Source organism: Leptolyngbya sp. PL-A3 (assembly GCF_039962325.1).
Classification (GTDB): domain Bacteria; phylum Cyanobacteriota; class Cyanobacteriia; order Elainellales; family Elainellaceae; genus Vacuolonema.
Window position 1 is genome coordinate 1 of sequence record NZ_JAMPLB010000026.1, and the last position, 16936, is coordinate 16936.

The 16936-nt window shown below is 51.0% G+C and carries 12 protein-coding genes; 3 read left to right on the top strand and 9 right to left on the bottom strand.

Annotated features, from left to right (window positions below):
• Positions 1-457: 457 nt before the first annotated feature.
• Positions 458-1456, top strand: a complete 999-nt coding sequence (locus NDI52_RS19015) for a zinc-dependent alcohol dehydrogenase family protein (RefSeq protein ID WP_190771375.1) — start codon at positions 458-460, stop codon at positions 1454-1456.
• Position 1457: 1 nt separating this feature from the next.
• Positions 1458-3605, top strand: a complete 2148-nt coding sequence (locus tag NDI52_RS19020) for a pentapeptide repeat-containing protein (protein ID WP_190771373.1) — start codon at positions 1458-1460, stop codon at positions 3603-3605.
• Positions 3606-3782: 177 nt separating this feature from the next.
• Here NDI52_RS19020 and NDI52_RS19025 read toward each other — a convergent pair whose 3' ends face one another.
• The 8 genes from NDI52_RS19025 to NDI52_RS19060 all read right to left on the bottom strand — a co-directional run bounded on the left by NDI52_RS19025 (position 3783) and on the right by NDI52_RS19060 (position 13135).
• On the bottom strand, positions 3783-4748 hold the full coding sequence (locus NDI52_RS19025; RefSeq protein ID WP_190771372.1) for a hypothetical protein: 966 nt from the start codon (positions 4746-4748) through the stop codon (positions 3783-3785).
• A gap of 507 nt (positions 4749-5255) precedes the next feature.
• The gene (locus NDI52_RS19030; protein WP_190771371.1) at positions 5256-5738 is read right to left on the bottom strand and encodes a cupin domain-containing protein; all 483 of its coding nucleotides are present in this window, start codon (positions 5736-5738) and stop codon (positions 5256-5258) included.
• A 17-nt stretch (positions 5739-5755) separates the two neighbouring features.
• A complete protein-coding gene (locus NDI52_RS19035; protein WP_190771370.1) occupies positions 5756-6277 on the bottom strand; it encodes a DUF6714 family protein in 522 nt (173 codons plus the stop codon).
• 121 nt (positions 6278-6398) lie between these two features.
• Positions 6399-7580 carry an RtcB family protein gene (locus NDI52_RS19040; protein WP_190771369.1) on the bottom strand — a complete coding sequence of 394 codons (1182 nt, stop codon included), beginning with the start codon at positions 7578-7580 and terminating at the stop codon, positions 6399-6401.
• A 224-nt stretch (positions 7581-7804) separates the two neighbouring features.
• Positions 7805-8866, bottom strand: coding sequence for a ribosome small subunit-dependent GTPase A (gene rsgA / locus NDI52_RS19045; protein WP_190771368.1), 1062 nt, complete (start codon positions 8864-8866; stop codon positions 7805-7807).
• Positions 8867-9161: 295 nt separating this feature from the next.
• Positions 9162-9539 carry a hypothetical protein gene (locus tag NDI52_RS19050; RefSeq protein ID WP_190771367.1) on the bottom strand — a complete coding sequence of 126 codons (378 nt, stop codon included), beginning with the start codon at positions 9537-9539 and terminating at the stop codon, positions 9162-9164.
• 82 nt (positions 9540-9621) lie between these two features.
• On the bottom strand, positions 9622-10572 hold the full coding sequence (locus tag NDI52_RS19055; protein WP_242035929.1) for an aldo/keto reductase: 951 nt from the start codon (positions 10570-10572) through the stop codon (positions 9622-9624).
• 241 nt (positions 10573-10813) lie between these two features.
• Positions 10814-13135 (bottom strand): putative PEP-binding protein, encoded by a 2322-nt coding sequence (locus tag NDI52_RS19060; RefSeq protein WP_190771366.1) that lies wholly within the window; start codon positions 13133-13135, stop codon positions 10814-10816.
• A gap of 842 nt (positions 13136-13977) precedes the next feature.
• Between NDI52_RS19060 and ilvN the strand changes: the two genes are divergently transcribed.
• A complete protein-coding gene (ilvN, locus tag NDI52_RS19065; protein WP_190771365.1) occupies positions 13978-14496 on the top strand; it encodes an acetolactate synthase small subunit in 519 nt (172 codons plus the stop codon).
• A gap of 73 nt (positions 14497-14569) precedes the next feature.
• On the opposite strand, the gene NDI52_RS19070 is transcribed toward ilvN, so the two are convergent.
• A complete protein-coding gene (locus NDI52_RS19070) occupies positions 14570-16846 on the bottom strand; it encodes an NACHT domain-containing protein (protein ID WP_190771364.1) in 2277 nt (758 codons plus the stop codon).
• Between the last annotated feature and the right edge of the window lie 90 nt (positions 16847-16936).

Here is a 16936-nt window from a genome sequence, read left to right on the forward strand (position 1 = left end):
TGGCTCAAACGTGGGTGTTAAACGTTCAGCTTTTAGAATAGAAGCCTGAAAGCCAGTGATAACAGGGATGATAGAAAATATTAAGAAGCTCTCAAATGACCTTTAGAGGGCTGGACAATACTCTGAACAGTTTTTCTGAAACCCTTGATTTTGCGTGCGCTTAGCGCACGCAAAATCAAGGGTTTCAGAAAAACTGTCCGAACTAACGTAAGAGAGAGCATGATTGAGAATCGTTAATTTGAAATAACCTCAGTTCAACCGAAGTCCCCTTTTTGCGTGCACAACGCGAACGCAAAAAGGGGACTTTGGCTGATCCCGAATTCGGGTTGAAATAGAAGCAGATGCCGAAAGAGAATGAGGGCTTTGCATTTGTTCTTCTCGTTCCTGACACCCAGGGTGATGCGTATAGAATGGGCGGGTGGATTTATTGCTGAGGGCGATCGCCCCTTCATCTACCATGAAAGCAACCGTCATGACTGCCGCAGGTGATCCTTCTGTTCTGGTCTATCAGGAGTACCCTGAACCTGAGCTTCAGTCCAGTACTGATGTGCTCGTCAAGTTAAAGGCTGCTGGCATCAATCCCATTGATACAAAGTTGCGCCAGCGAGGTACCTTCTTTCCTGATCGAATGCCTGCTGTATTAGGGCTGGATGGGGCCGGAGTTGTGGAGGCCGTTGGGCCAGATGTCCGACAGTTTCACGTTGGTGATGAGGTGTACTTCTGCAATGGGGGCTTGGGCGCGCATCCCGGCACCTACGCTGAGTATGCCGTGGTAGATGAGGCATTTCTGGCCCCTAAGCCTGCTACTCTGAGTTTTGCGGAAGCCGCGGCGGTGCCTTTGGTGGCGATTACAGCCTGGGAAGCGTTGTTTGATCGAGGCCGTTTACAGTCTGGGCAAACGGTATTGGTACAGGCCGGAGCGGGTGGTGTGGGCCATGTGGCAATCCAACTGGCGAAGCAGCATGGGGCTCGGGTGTGCGCAACAGTGAGCAGCCTTGAAAAGGCAACGATGGCACACAACCTGGGAGCCGACCTGGTCATTCGCTACGCCGAGGTAGATCCTGTGCAGACGGTACTGGATTGGACGGAAGGCAAGGGGGTAGACTTGGCCCTTGATACAGTCGGGGGGACGGTACTCTCCCAGTGCTTTGCGGCTACTAAGATTTATGGTGACGTGGTGACAATTCTGGCTCCAGATGCGGAGACGACCTGGAAAGTGGCGCGCGATCGCAACCTCCGTTTCAGCTTTGAACTCATGCTGACACCTCTGTTGCAAGGTTTGAAGTCGGCTCAAGAAGCGCAAACCGAAATTCTGCGACAATGTGCTCGCCGCATTGATAGCGGTGATTTGAAAATTCACCTGGCTCAGACCTTTCCCTTAGAGCAGGCAGCAGAAGCCCATAAACTTTTAGAGCAGGGGGGATTTTTGGGCAAGTTGGCTTTGGTCATGGAATAGTATGGCGCGACGGCTGGTTCTTGTTTTCCTGTTGGTGTTGAGTTTGTTAGGGTTGCCAACTCCGGCGTGGGGGGCGATCGCCCAACCCGATCGTGTCCCCCTCACCCTGGAGGTGCTGCAGCAACGGTTGCGGAAACCACTCCAGGTGGAAGGGCAATCGGTGGTGGACTTACGTCGTACCGTCATTGATTTGCGGTCTGAGAATGGAGCGTTTCGGGATGACTTTTATCGGTTATTGCGCGATCGCCTCGCCCGTTCCCCAGATCCCCTCGGTATCGATCTCAGTTACTCGCTCATTCAAGGGGATTTTAGTATCAGCAAGTTGGGGCTTAAATCCTTATTGGGGGAGGATTTGTCGGCTACTTATACCGATGCTGAGCAGGCGCAGTTGAAGCGCGATCGCCGTCGAATTGCTCAACTCAGTCAGTTGTCGCGATCGCTCCTGACACAAACGCAGGCACCCCAACTTCAGATCACGGTGTTACGGGGGATTGTGCGTCTTACCCAGGCTCGCTTTGAGGGGGCTGCTAACTTTGCTAACACCTTTTTCTTACAGGGGTTAGAGGCGATCGGAGTCGATTTTGTGCAGGGGGTGGATTGGTCTGAAACCCGCTTTAGTCAACCGGCTGTTCTGTCAGGGGCATTGTTCCGCCAAACTGCCCGGTTTCGCAACGCTATTTTCTTTGAACGCACCAGCTTTAGTCAGGCCCGCTTTCAGGAGGACGTAACATTCCAGGGCAGCGAGTTTCAGGATACGACCAACTTCAATAAAGCGTTGTTTCAGCGCAATGTGAATCTGACCCGTATCCAGTGGGAGGGTAATGCAGATTTTGCTCAGACGACCTGGCAGGGCATGGCCGACTTCGATCGCAGCCAATTTAGCAAGGCACTCTTTTTGTCGGAGGCTAATTTTAATCAGCCTGTCAGTTTTCGCGAGGTGCAGTTTGGGCAACCCGTGAACTTGCGGGGGGCTGCGATATTAAGCCAGGCAGATTTTGGAGATGCCAGCTTTGCCCCAGGAGCTTATCTGAATGTAGCCGGAATGCAATTCAGCCCCGACACGGGAACCATTTTGGGTAATAGTGGCCAGATTGGAAACGTCATTTCAGTGCCAACGCTTTTGGGTAATGAGACGTTGCTGCGGAATTTAGTTCGCAACTTTCGTTCTTTAGAACAGATTCCGGATGCGAATCGAATTAGTTATTTATCCCAGAAGTTAAGGCTCCAGCAAATTCAGCGGGAGTTGTCGGGTGTCAATCTGAACACGGCATCTGAATCGGAATTGCAACGAGTGGGCTTTACCGCAGATCAGGCTACCCGGATTGTCGAATATCGCCTTCAGCAACGATTTCGCAGCACGACAGACGTGCTAAAGCTAGAGGGGTTTGACCTGGCAACCTATGTGAAGGTGCGCGATCGCATTGTTGCCACGGTTCACCGTGCAGGTCCTGCCTGGTTGGGCATGGCCTTTCGCTGGTTGTTGCTGAGTAGTGTGCTGCTGCTCACAGCCTTTGGAACGAACGGGCAACTGGTGTTTGGCGTGGGAGTGGTGGCGATCGCCTTCTACAGTCTGGTGTTCTGGTTGATTGATCGGTTTCGTCGCCTGCGCCCTAAAGCGATCGCGCCTACCTGGGAAGAGGCAGCCTGGATGTTGGGAAGTAGCGGCGTACTCACTCTGTTCGGCCTCTATGCCATTTTCCGCAATGCCGAGTATCCGTGGCTGACGCTGCTCTGTTTAGGTCTGTTTTCAGTGCCCGTCCCGGTGTTGTTAATAGCGCGGCTTTACCAGCAGGGCCGCTATCATGATCTACTCGACACCAGCTACTTTGTGGAGGATGCCAGTCTCCGCCAACTGCGTATTCTGATTAATCGCCTGCCAATTATTCCTCGCTACCCGATGTTTCGTGAACGCTTCGCTCCAATCCTGTGGGATCGTCGTTGGAATTGGCTCAACTATCTTGATCTCAGTTTGAATAATTTGCTCCGCTTTGGCTTCAATGATATTCGTCTGCGGGATGAGCATCTGCCGGGGATTATCACAACACTGATGTGGTACCAGTGGACATTAGGATTGCTCTATATTGCATTACTGTTGTGGACGCTTTCGCGTACCATTCCAGGCGTGAACTTGTTGATTTATTTTAAATAAGAACCCTGGTCGGTTGCTCAACTCAATTCAACATAAGACCTGAGCTGGACCGCCCGTATCACGGACGGTCTAGTCTCTCAGGCCACCTAGCGAGATTAGACTTCCTGCATAAATTGTTGCTCGGCAAAGCCGAGCAACAATTACGTCCTCAAAAACTGATTTATGCAGGACGCCTACTCAATTCTGCTTGGTGTGGTTGGTGTCAAAATGCCACATCTTATACTGATTGATCCCAAATTCCATCTGCAGCAAGAGCCGGGGATGGCGAGTTGGGGTTGTCCCTTTGTGGAAAGTGTAAGGATCGCCGGCAAACCCAAACCCGGCAGGACCACACACCGTTTCAACAGAGTCTGCACCGTAGGTTTCGATCAACGTTTCGTCGGGGATACTAGCGCACCGTTGACCCATGAACTGGTGATGCAACTTGCGATTTCGATGGGTGCCTCTGAGATAGACATGGGGGCCGCTCTCGGCATCCACATCCGTCAGGTAGAAGAAGAATTTGATGGTTTTGTAATCGTTAATGTCGCAGTGCAAAACTTGGGCTGCAGCTAGCTTTTCAGCTTCACTGGCGGGTGCTGGGAAACTCCAGGCGATCTCGCCTCGATGGTATTGGGGTTCTCGACCCAGGTAGGTAGATGCGATCGCCAACAACAAGGGGTCTGTCTTCAATGCCTGAAACGGCTGGAAGGCTTCATGGGCATCGAAGTAACTACCCAATAAAATGGGCCGTCCTAACTTCGCTTCTAGAGCAGAGCGTTCATGCAAGAGAAACTTTAAGTCAGGATTTCGGTTGGCGTAGCAGGGCGTTGTTTCTGCAAACTTCAAAAAGGCAGCAAGAGTTTTAGAGGAGAGTTGCAAACCCTGGTAGTAGCCATCCTGCTCCAAAATTTGGCTAACGCGGTCAAAGGAATTTTTGATGAAAAGGCAATCGGAGGGGAGCAGCGTAGAGGCCTGAGCATTACTCTCCGGAGTTGAGGTCGCCCACTCTCGGACTCGCTGAAATCGAGCTAGAGTCCTCATCCAGTAAAAACTTGGATCTTCAGTCAGGCAAACCTGGTTTTCTCGGACGGTGTTCACAACCTTAGTGGCAAGTTTTGCCACCTTCCCGATGTGGGATTCAGCCTGGTGCGTAATTACCATGATGAATTCAGCCAAGAGACGGATGCGTCTAAGCTATCCCTTACCCATTAGGTCGTCGATAGTCCAGTTCGCTGAGCCTGTGAAGTTCTGATGAATATAGAACGACTAAATCAGTTGATATAGATTCATGAGAGATTATTATCTCTGGCCTGTGGTTTATGCGTATTTTTGCGGCTGACATATCGGGAGATATACGCGAAAACTACTATCCCAATTTTCTGCAAAGCAATGTATCAGTAACATGCTCTGGCATAGTTTCATTTGAAGGCTGTGAATTGTTGGGTGTTGCGATCGCTCCTCATGCCCCGTTCTTATGCAGCCCTTTGCGCTTGACTCAACCTTGGTTTTAGAGCGGTGCAAGATACACACTTCTCCCAGGGTGAAACCGTGAAACGGTTTCACCCTGGGAGAAGTGAAAGAAATAGGTGTTTTTTAGGAGCGAGTGGAGGGCGATCGCCCTCCACTCGTTCCTATACAAAAGAGATTGTGAGTTCCTTGGGAGTAATACTAAATCTTTTTACCAGCCGCAGGTTCGCTGATGTTCTCAATATCTACCAGGTTCCACGTTAGCCCTTTGTTGCGATAAATACGTTTTTTCTGGTTTGGATAATCTCCGACATCGTGTTCCAGGCGTTGCCCTACAACAATGCATTTGAGGACAGTGTCACCGTTATTTCTGAGACAGTGAGCCTCTCCGCCAGCACGGTAGCCAATAAAATCTCCTGCTTTTACAGCGTATTTTTGATCGCCAATAGTGGCTTCTGCTTCACCTTCAAGAATATAAACACATTCATCTTCGTGATAATGCCGATGCAACTCTGTCGATTCGCAACCTGGCTGAACCTCAATGATATGAAAACCAATGCCCGTTAAGCCGGTCAAATCCCCCAATGACTTATTAAGCCGACGGGCATTTTCATTGAGAAAATGTGTTTTCTCAATCCCTGCGTAGTTCTCGATTTCCTCTTTTTTAAGAATGTACTTATCCATAAAAAACGATATCCTCGTCAGTAACTACCCATCTCACGGTTCAACCAATAATTCTCCATGGCTTGCTCAATCACGAGGTCATAGTCGTCACCAGATTCGAGCTTCCACCAAAGATACTCAACAATAGCGGATACTTGTTGAGCATCATAGCGGTCAAATTCTTCGCGGGCGCGTTCTCCCATCGTGCCACCGCCCCAGATCTTGGCAATCTTCTTTTTCTCCACCATCGGTGTCAAGCTCAAACACAAGCGAATTGATGGATCGGAGCACATCAATTGACCGCGAATATCAGCAATCATGTAAGCGGGAAGATAAAACCGAAGTGCATCATTAGAGAAGAAGGACAGAGCACTTCCCCAACCATCAGGAGCTTGGTCAAGAAATTTAGCATCCAGCTTCTGCCAATCGGTTTTTCCACAGAACTCGGTTACGAGAGCTGCGGGTTCATCGCCGTAGGTACTATGTGTAAGATTCTCATCGCCAGGATAGTTCACGTTGGCGAAAGCCTGTTTAATTTTGGTAATGAGCGCATCACACATGGTTAAAGACGGTGTTTCTCAACGAAGTGCCTAACGATAAGGGTGAGCTGTTGAGTTGAATGGCTTAGCCTGTTAATTCCGGTTGAATAACCCGATCATGATTATTCAACCGGATGGAGTGCTAGCCCTTGACACAGACAACTTGCTTTAAGGTTGCTACTACTTCAACCAGGTCAGACTGGTTCGTCATAACCTGATCGATAGGCTTATAGGCTGCAGGAATTTCATCCAGCACACCAGGGTCTTTACGGCACTCAACGCCCTGGGTTTGTTGAATCAGGTCATCCAGGGTAAAAGCATTCTTTGCCTTGTTGCGAGACATCAACCGCCCTGCACCGTGAGAGCAAGAACAGTAGCTCTCAGCCGACCCCTTACCCTTCACAATAAAGGACTTCGCTCCCATGGAACCAGGGATAATGCCATAGTCTTCCTGGCGGGCGCGCACAGCCCCCTTGCGGGTGACGTATACCTCCTCGCCGTAATGGATTTCCTGCTCGGCATAGTTGTGGTGGCAGTTTACCTGCAACTTAGATTGGGTAGGCTTGCCTCCAGCCAGGTGCTTCTCGATAATGCGGCGGAACCGCTCCATCATCACATCCCGGTTATAGCGGGCATAGTTCTGCGCCCACTGTAAGTCGCGCCAGTAGGCGGCGAACTCAGGAGTACCCTTCACAAAATGAGCCAGGTCTGGGTCGGGCAGCTTGGTGTCGGTCAACTTAGCCAGCTCCTTAGCCGTATTCATGTGCCGCTGGGCCAGCATGTTGCCGATGTTGCGGGAGCCAGAATGTAGCATCAGCCATACCTGCTCCTGGGCGTCCAGGCATACTTCAATGAAATGGTTGCCGCCCCCTAGAGAGCCCATTTGCCGGAGAGCCTTCGTTTCCAGGTGTTGCACCCCGGCGTGCAGATTTTTGAACTGGTTCCAACCCTGCCAGTTGTAAACCTGCTTGCTCACCTCCTTGTTTTCGTTGAAACCTGTGGGAATGGCTGCTTCAATATCCAGACGAATCTGCTTCAGCTTGCCGTCTAACTGGTTAGCGGTGAAAGGAGTTTGTACAGCGCACATGCCGCACCCGATGTCGACCCCAACGGCAGCGGGGATAATGGCATCTTTGGTGGCCACTACAGAACCCACCAGAGCACCCTTGCCTAGATGGACGTCGGGCATCAAGGCTACGTGCTTAAATACGAAGGGAAGAGAGGCCACATTCTTGGCCATTTTAGTCTCGTCAGGCCCGAGGTCGTGGTTAGCCCAGGAGAGTACGGGTGCCTGAGTCTTTAGCGGCAGCTTATCGTAGGGCATAAGACTTTTCCTTGAATTAGAAGAATGAATGGATAGAGGCTGGAGATCCCCCTCAACCTCCTAAAAGGACTGCGAGGGTAGAAAACCTGCTTTTGCCAAGGGTCAATTGGCTATAACTGGCCCTTCCTTTTGAGAAAGGGGAAGGGGGATTTCCGATGAGGGATTCAGCGATCGCCCCTCACTTTCACCCCCCACCCGCTTGAAGAAGGGAAGCCCATCAGGGGTTAACGATCGCGTGCCTTCAACTGGCTCCGCATATTTTTGTGAATTTGCTTCCAACGTTTCTTTTCCGCCAGTTGCGCCGACATATCCTGTTTGCGAGCCAAGTGTTGCAGCTCGCGTTGGAGCTTCTGGTAACTGGCGAAACGTTCTGGATCGAGAGTCCCCTCTGCGATCGCTGTTTCCACGGCACATCCCGGTTCTCCCTGATGGGTGCAGTCTCGAAAGCGACAATCTTCTGCCAACGCTTCGACATCTTCGAAGGTGTGGCTGAGGCTGTCCTCGCTGCCCCAGAGTTGCAGCTCGCGCATCCCCGGTGTGTCTAATAGAAGTGCACCCGAGGAGAGTTGGAAGAGCGATCGCCCTGTTGTCGTATGCCGTCCCCGGCTGTCGCCTGAACGTACGGCTTGGGTGGCCTGCATGGCTTCCCCTAACAACTGGTTTGTCAGGGTGGATTTTCCGACGCCCGACGAGCCTAACAGAGCAACGGTTTTTCCCGGTTGCAGGTAGGAATGGAGGGCATCCAATCCTTCATTCCATTGGGCGCTAATGGGGTGAATGGGCACCCCAGGGGCAACGGCTTCTGCTTCGGCAATGCAAGAGGAGAGGCGATCGCACTGATCCGCCTTATTCAGCACAATGACAGGATTGGCTCCACTTTCCCAGGCGAGGAGCAAGTAGCGCTCAATCCGTCGGGGATTGAAGTCGTGATCCAGACCCGAGACGAGGAAAACCGTGTCCACATTGGCCGCTACGACCTGTTCCTCAAGCCGGGAGCCTGCTGCCATCCGAGAAAAAGTGCTTTTCCGTGGCAGGACGTGATGAATCAGTGCTTCAGCCTCACCCTCGATCAGCACCCAATCCCCTACTGCAGGGAAATCCTGGGCATCAACGGTTTGATGCCGAAAGCGGCCCGAGATCTCAGCCATGAGGCTATGCTGTTCCCCCTGCACCTGATAAAGACCTCGATGGGCCTGCATCACACGGGCAGGTCGCCACCCCTCTGATTGAAAGGCAACGTAACGCTGGGAGAAAAACTCATCCCAACCTAAAGACTTTAGAGACATTGAAATGTATCCTCTGCGAATAAGTTAAGTCGGGGTTCGCAGAGGAAAGGAGCCGGATGACGGCAATCAGTTCCTCTGCAAACTCACAGATGTGAGCGGATTGAATTCGCAAGGTAGAACCGACTCAGCCATAGATCCTCCTTAATTTCAAGGCTTATACTACATTGATACTACACGTCCTCTGAGAGTGTCAACACCCGATCAGGTAATGTTATCTTGATCTGCTTCAAAGCTCTGTGATGAGGACGTTCGATCAAACGTCCTCATCACAGAGCTTTGAAGCAGAACCATCTGTTTAGCGAAATCCCATTTCTACGGGAAGTTGCTGCGTTTGCAGGCGTTTGAGTTCGGCCATCAGGTCATCCCCGCTCCGGCGGGCTTCCCATTTGCCACTCAACCTGGTTGTGATAAGCCAGGTGCCCTGTATCAGGTTCTCATCCTCAGAGACGGTGCCCCTATAAGCAATGGCGTAGGGCGAACTGGTGACATAGGTCTTCGTAAAAGAAACACTGCGCCCGATCGCCTCTCCATTCAGCATCGCTTCTCCCAAATAACTGTCATCCAGGATGCTACCGCTGAGCGTGTTTTGGGCCTGAACCAGCGTCATTTCAAAGCGTGTCGGTTCGCCATCCTGCCAGTAGGTTCCAAGCCAGCTTCCAGTGAGGTCTGCCATGACGTACCTGGGGAAAATGCTTTCAGTTTGCTATGCGTTGAGGTTGTTTGTTGGAAGGGGCACGTTGTACCCCTCCAACAGGTCAGGCCCAGAAACTTTCGCCGGTATAGGTGATGCCGGGGAAAAACCAGTCCTTCGGCTCAACGTAGCGGAAGCGTGTGTCAATGCCGTCTAGAGCCGCTCGAGCTTTGGAAGAGAGGGTGTGGGAGGCGATCGCAAAGTTTTCGGCAATCCGGCTTGGGTTGACAGATTTGGGAATCACACTGGTGCCTCGATCGATGGCCCAGGCAATGAGCAACTGGCCGGGTGTAATCCCCTCTTCAGCCGCGATGTCTTTCACGATAGGGTTGTCGAGCAGTGGGGGTTCGTCACTGGCCTTCATGCTAGCGGGGCGATCGGATGAACCCAGAGGCGAGTAGGCAGTGAGGTAGATACCCTTTTCCTGACAATAAGCCAGCAATTCATTTTGGGGATTGTAGGGGTGCAGTTCCACCTGGTTCACGGCTGGAGTATGGCCACTTTCGGAGATCAGTTGCTCCAACCGGCTGACGCCAAAGTTAGAAACGCCAACACTTTTCACAAGGCCCTGGTCCCGAAGCTTGACCATGGCTTCAAAGGTTTTTGCGACGGGCATTTCAGACAGCGGCCAAAAATCGTCGGGGCCTTGCGGCATTTTCTTCCCAGACCGAAAAGCTACAGGCCAATGCATCAGATACAGATCCAAATACTCTAATCCCAGCGCATTTAATGTTTCCCGGCAGCCGGCCTCCACAGACTCAGGTGCATGAAAACTATTCCATAGTTTCGAGGTCAGGAAGATGTCGCCCCGTTCTACCACTCCCTCCTGGATCGACTCTCGGATGCCGCGTCCGACCTCTTCCTCGTTCTGGTAAATCCAGGCTCCATCGATGTGGCGGTAGCCAACCCGGAGAGCTTCTTTGACCGCTCGATAGGCGTCTCCTTCCCGTGACTTCCAGGTGCCGAGGCCGAGTGCAGGCATCGTGTTCCCATCGTTAAGCGTCACTGTCTTCATAAATCTCCTTGAGGCAGCGTCGGGACAAATATCCTGGCGAAAGTATCTCATCAATGTATCGAAAGGGTTGGTGTCCTGTTTTCTGCAATTAGAGGGGGATTTTGCTTTGCAGGACACCCTAATGTTATTGCTATCGCTCGGTTAGCTGGAACACTAGAGGCTATTGAAGGTATTGCCAATAGCCTCTAATGTTCTAGCTAACCCGACAAAGGCTATTAGATGTGATTGAGTGCGCACATCTTCAGGTGGCATCCAGGATCAGCTGTTGTTCGGCCTGGGCGATCGCCCGTCCCACCCACTCCACAGCATCCGGCGATACTGACAGCCCTGTAATGCCCCACTGCACCAGTTCTGGAATGATTTCAGGGTAGTGGGCAGGAGCTTCGCCGCAGACCATGCAGGGAATCCCTAGGGATTTTGCCGTATCCACAAGATAATGCATCGCTCGCATGACTGAGGGATGGGCAGCGGTATAGGTGTCGGCTAGATCGGCCTGGTCGCGATCGATCGCCAGCAAAAGTTGAGTCAGATCGTTAGTTCCAATAGAGATGCCCTGAACTCCGGCCCGTACGAATTCTGGTAGTTGGAACAGGACCGCTGGCACCTCTGCCATGATCCAGACCTGAAAGGCTGGATTATGACAGAGGCGTGTCTCCTTGATCCAGGTGAAGCAGGTACGGAACTCCTCTACCGTACGGACGAAGGGCAGTAGCAATCGCACATTGGTGTAGCCCTCCTGTTGGAGCTGTTGAAGTGCGCGTAACTCGGCCTGAAAGAGGGTCGGGTTTTGCAAATAACCCAGGGGACCATGCCATCCCAGGAGAGAGTTTTGTTGGGAGGATGGCGGGTGCACGGAAGGATACTCGTGCGATCGCAAATCGGCTGAACGGTAAAACACTGGCCGCAGGGCGAAGGCTTCCAGAAAGGGGCGAATTTCCTGCGCGAGCCGTTCTACGAATGCGTCTGGATTGGCCAGGGCTTGTTCCAGGGTTTGGCCCTCCAGCAAGCGCATCATCAAATGTTCAGAGCGCAGCAGTCCCAGTCCATCCAGGGGAAGTTGAGCGATCGCCGCTAGCCGCTCTGACTGACTCAGGCTCACCATGAGTTGAGTGGTGGTCGACTGAGATTTGACAGGCCCTGAAGGTAACGACGTTGAGAGGAACTGAGAAGCAGTCGCCGCGAGCCGTGCAATAGTGCCGCGATCGCCGTCCAGGAGCACCATGTCTCCTGATCTCAGATCTTCCATGATCCCCACAGCCCCGACCACAGCCGGAATTCCTAATTCTCGGGCCAGAATGGCCCCATGGCTCGTGACACCGCCCTGTTCGGTAATCAGACCAGCAGCCCGTTGCAGGGCGGGTAACCACTCGGGATTAATAGCACGTACTACCAGAATATGATCACGCATCATGTCGGGCTGTGGAGGCAACCCCTGCATCACCAGCACAGGCTTGAGAACTCGCCCGGTTGCTGCTCCGACTCCAACCCAGTGCTGTAGGGTTTGCTTGCGCAGCGCAATGAGCACCGATTCTTCGAGTGGGGTAGGTTCTTCTTGAGAAACCAGGGTTCTACCCTGGCGCAGGTTGACCTGGGTTAGCCAGAAACCTGGAGTTCCCTGGGGTGAAGTGCTATGGCACCATTCCATATCCAGGGCGTAACCCAGGGTCTGCTTGGCGCGAAACCCTAACTCCTGAAGCTGCCGAAGCTGATCCGTGTTAAGGGTCGGCTGTACCGAGGGGGAAGGCATCAGCTCTAACTTCAGCGGAGATGGCTCTATGCCCGAGCTTCCTACGGGGTGCAAGTAGTAGGCATAGGTTTTGGGGCGGATCTCGACCGTTGTTTTCATCTCAGACTGTAAATCCAGAGTGTATTGATCTGGAAGCACATCCCCCCTGACTAACCCGTGGCCCAATCCCTGGACTGACTGAATTTGAACAGTCGTTTCATCAACATGCATTTCCCCGGCTATATCCGCTGACCACAGAGGTTGAATCAGGACGCCCAGATGCAGATGCTGCAGAGGAATGCGCGATCGCGCCCAATAAAATAAGCTGCGGGCGTGGAACAGCTCAGCCCACACGGCCTGCAAGGCACGAGCGAGTTCGGCCTCTGTAACCCAGCAGGCCTGACTTGCCAATAGCCCCCGTACCCGCTGGCTCAGACCTGGGTCACCGCGCAAATTAAGGGCAAGGGAAGGGCGCACGATAAGGGCCGAGGCTCCCCACGGTTGCACAGCGGCCAGGAGTTGAGCTGTCCAGTCTGACGATAGGGTGGTTGACTGGATGGCATGGCGCATGCGGCGGGCGATCGCCTGCAACTGGTAGGGGTTGTCTACATTCAGGTGCAGTGACGAGTTGGGGAGGTCAGACAACATCGGCTCCACCGAGTTAAACGTTTCCAGGAAACGTCGCATGACGGGAGTCGTAACCACAAGCCCAGGAATGACAGGATAGCCCTGCTGTAACAACACGCTGAGGTGATAGGCCTTATCTCCCACCAACAAGCGTTCCGATGGCTGCACCTGATCAAGCCAGCGAAATGACTTTGAAATTTCGACTGACATCTCCATCCTGGAACCCTGGTGCGAGCGGATCAACGAATAGTAGGGGCTATGGGTATTTCAGACTGGTTTTATGAAAAGCGATCGCAAAAACATGAAATGAATAAACTGCAACTCTTGGGATAACTATCTTATCCGTCTAAACAGATCAGGACGGCCATGCCACAATTTAATCCAAAATCCTCAGCATCCTTAAAACAGCCCTGGGATAAGCATACCGGAGCCGTAAAGCCCCGCCTATAGTAGGTACCTTTCATTTTTATTGAGAGGTGGCACAAGAGCTGTTCCTCAATAAAAATAGTTGGGTCTTGTTTTGAATAGGTGCAGGATAGATGGGCGCGTCGCGCTACCTCGAGCGGGTAGCCTAACTTACAGCATTTCTTATTTATTTAACCTCAGTTCGGGATAAGCTGAAGTGCTCATTTTGGCGTGCGCAAAGCGCACGCCAAAATGAGCGTTTTCGAGTGCCGCGTGTTGCGCGGCACTCGAAAACGCCCTTAACCCGAACTCAGGTTACAGCACTTTTCAAGCCTATGAGGTACAAGTTATTTTTGTGAGAGCCTCGCTCCGCGAGGCTCTCACAAAAATAGCTGCATTTTATTCAAGCGCAAAGCGCTGTATTTAGGTAAGACATAGAGAAGGGGTGTGTGGGACAAACCGATTCCCTTCCTGCGTCTTACCCAGTAAGCAAGGGTATGGGCGAAGCCTGGTGCTCCTGCTTCTAAAGCAATTTTGTGTATCTAGAAGCGGTGTCCCCAATCAAGATAAAATCAATAGTCCATTCTCTTCAAGCCGGAGTGGAGCGCTGATAGTCCATCGGCTTAAATTTTTCCCCTTGCTATGCCATGAAACATACCATCTCAGTCCTTGTGGAAGATGAAGCCGGAGTGTTAACGCGCATTGCCGGTCTGTTTGCTCGTCGAGGTTTCAATATCGAAAGCCTGGCTGTTGGCCCTGCGGAACAGTCTGGGGTTGCCCGCATCACGATGGTCGTTCCTGGGGACGACGCCATCATTGAGCAATTAACGAAGCAACTCTACAAATTGATCAATGTTCTCAAGGTACAAGACATTACCGAAGTACCCTGTGTTGAGCGGGAACTGATGCTGCTGAAGGTCAATGCCACCAGCTCTACCCGCTCTGAGATCATTGAGCTGTCCCAAATTTTCCGGGCTCGCGTGGTGGATGTGGGAGATGATTCTCTCACCCTGGAGGTTGTGGGTGATCCAGGGAAGATGGTGGCGATCGTTCAACAGCTTGGCCGCTTTGGCATCCGTGAAATTGCCCGCACCGGTAAAATTGCCCTGGTGCGTGAGTCGGGTGTCAATACCGAATACTTAAAATCGTTGGAAGCAAAGGTCTAATTACTCGGTATACTCCTTCATGAAAAGCGTGCGGCACTTTGTGCCGCACGCTTTTCATGAGGAACGAGATGACTTACAGCCCATTTCTTAACAGGCTATTGGCAATTTGGTGATAGGTACTTTTGGATGAGTGAGATAGGTTTAAGCACTCTGCCAACAATTTTGTCCCACCATAATATTGGCGTAGTAAGTTCTTCTCATCGTCCGAAAAATTCCAATCACATTTCACCTGAAAGTGTTGGCTTAAAAACTGACGCACGCGATCTTTCCACATCGCATGACGAGCATGCCACCATTCGGTTTGGTTGGGGTAGTTGCTCAGTTGCTGCTCTACTTGAAAAGACCAGGCTTCTACAGAGGCTTTCAGCTTCAAACTCTCCACAGAATTGACGAGACGAGGAATCTTTTTGATTGCAGTGAAGAAGAGTGTAGGATCTGTTGCTTTGGCATGGAAGATTCTAAATAGCAGGCTATGCATGTCAAGCAGTTGATTAGAAATCATGCTCGGAGCTGAATAATAGTCCGGGAATTCTAATTCCTTACGTCGGTTTAAGCTTGTAAATCCTGAAATCCGTCCTACATCTTCAATACAAAAAACAAAATATATTGCTCTGAGTAACGTGTTTTTATAGGGTTGGCTTGAGGTAAATTCTTCGGATGTCTGGCCAACAAACTGATTTAGCCAATCCACAAATTCCTGAAGCTTTCCATAGGGTTTCAGTAAATTATCTAATTCGTATTTCATGTTCATTAAAAAATCATCGACTCTATCCCCATGCAACAATTCAGAAATAATTTCAATCACGAATCTCCATCGATCATCCAAAATATAGGGATAAACAGTGGCTTGTTCCTGTTTTGAAACGAGATAAACCGCTGTTAGGTATTCCTGAAAAGTAAGGTGGGAAAACGAAAAGTAGTTGGCAGCACGGCGGACAACCAGGCCGTGTTGAAACTCAATGGCTTCCAGGATATCCGTTGGATCTAGTGACAACGTATCCATGCTAAGAACATCCTGGAAAAAGTTTTCCACAGTATGTTCAAGTTCGTTGCGGTAAAACAATGTTTTACCCTGCTTAAAAAAGTTTGTTGCAATAACGCTCAGCAGTGCTTTTTTCGCTTTTGTAGGAAGCTGGCTGTAAGGATTGGGAGCATCCGATTGGCGAAACCTCGCTTCATTCCATTCCTCAAACAGAATATCGAAACCTTTTCGATACAGTGTGATCCGGTTCATGGGAAATTCTCCCTCCCGGTTAAACACATTGCAAAGCATGGGTAACAGCAACGGTGTCTTGGCTAGTTCAGAAATCGCGCGGTGGCGTTTGAGCCGTTCCATAAAGCGATCGCTCTGGTCATAGCTTGCAATCAATTCAAACCACCGTTTGGCAAAAGCTTTAATCTGAGGTTGTCGAAACTCTGCAATTTCTAATGTTTCAAAGCCAATCAAATTGTGAATGCGTAAGGGTGGGCGGCAACTGATGATGAAATGGCAATGGCGAAACTGAGAAATGAGTTCCCGGAGTTGAGCCTGGATGGTGCGACGGGTATTCTCGGGTAGTTCATCAAAGCCGTCGAACAAAATAAGTAGCCTCCCCTCCGCTAGCAAACGCTCGGTTCGGGTTTCTGCTTGCTCAATCTGAGCTATCGCAAAGTATTTGATAATATGCGCTTTCAGATTGACCTTATAGTCCTCCTCTAAGAACTCACCAAAGGGGATGAAGATGGGAACTAATTCTGGAAATAAATTGCCATTAATACATTGCAGGGCAACCCAATGCAGATAGGTAGTTTTGCCAGAGCCGGGTTTGCCATACACCAGCATGCGATTAAACGTTTGAACGGCCGCTCGCCCAGAAATGGGTTGCACCGAAGTTTGGTAACTGATGCGGCCAAAGGTGTCGGGGTCCTCGTCAAAGGCGATCGCATGCTCATCCAGAATATGCTCATCCACCGCGTGGGGGCTTGGTGTCAGATTAATGTCGATAAACATATCTGCCATCGGCCGGCCCGGATTGTAACCCCACAATGGCACCGTCCCGCAGTCGTGCTGAATCTTCTCGCAGATTTTCTCTCGCACTTGCTGCACCAGGCCATCGGTGATTTCTAGGCCGGACGGGTTATGAAAACCGCTTGAAGAGAGCGCTTCTTCGCCTACATCATGCCAAGTCAAACCTAAAGCGATACAGATTTTGTCAAAGGTATCGAGGTTTTGAATGTCTTGCTTAAAAAAACGGTAAACGGAAGTTCTATCAACTTGTGCTTCTTTCGCTAGTTCTACTTGGCTAATGAATATCTTTCGGTAGGCTTCTTGAGCCCGCTGTAGCCCAGAAGCTGATAAACGCAAACGCATAGGCGTTAGTCAAGATGCACGCTGTAGCCCTTAGTTTACTGAATTTCACCCTCTAAAAAATTGCAGGTAATAAAACTCAGCTATGCTGCT

Coding starts and splice junctions, on each gene's coding strand:
- ilvN (WP_190771365.1), top strand. CDS start 13,978: ATGAAACATACCATCTCAGTCCTTGTGGAAGATGAAGCCGGAGTGTTA.
- NDI52_RS19015 (WP_190771375.1), top strand. CDS start 458: ATGAAAGCAACCGTCATGACTGCCGCAGGTGATCCTTCTGTTCTGGTC.
- NDI52_RS19020 (WP_190771373.1), top strand. CDS start 1,458: ATGGCGCGACGGCTGGTTCTTGTTTTCCTGTTGGTGTTGAGTTTGTTA.
- NDI52_RS19035 (WP_190771370.1), bottom strand. CDS start 6,277: ATGTGTGATGCGCTCATTACCAAAATTAAACAGGCTTTCGCCAACGTG.
- NDI52_RS19060 (WP_190771366.1), bottom strand. CDS start 13,135: ATGTCAGTCGAAATTTCAAAGTCATTTCGCTGGCTTGATCAGGTGCAG.
- rsgA (WP_190771368.1), bottom strand. CDS start 8,866: ATGTCTCTAAAGTCTTTAGGTTGGGATGAGTTTTTCTCCCAGCGTTAC.
- NDI52_RS19040 (WP_190771369.1), bottom strand. CDS start 7,580: ATGCCCTACGATAAGCTGCCGCTAAAGACTCAGGCACCCGTACTCTCC.
- NDI52_RS19030 (WP_190771371.1), bottom strand. CDS start 5,738: ATGGATAAGTACATTCTTAAAAAAGAGGAAATCGAGAACTACGCAGGG.
- NDI52_RS19025 (WP_190771372.1), bottom strand. CDS start 4,748: ATGGTAATTACGCACCAGGCTGAATCCCACATCGGGAAGGTGGCAAAA.
- NDI52_RS19050 (WP_190771367.1), bottom strand. CDS start 9,539: ATGGCAGACCTCACTGGAAGCTGGCTTGGAACCTACTGGCAGGATGGC.
- NDI52_RS19070 (WP_190771364.1), bottom strand. CDS start 16,846: ATGCGTTTGCGTTTATCAGCTTCTGGGCTACAGCGGGCTCAAGAAGCC.
- NDI52_RS19055 (WP_242035929.1), bottom strand. CDS start 10,572: ATGAAGACAGTGACGCTTAACGATGGGAACACGATGCCTGCACTCGGC.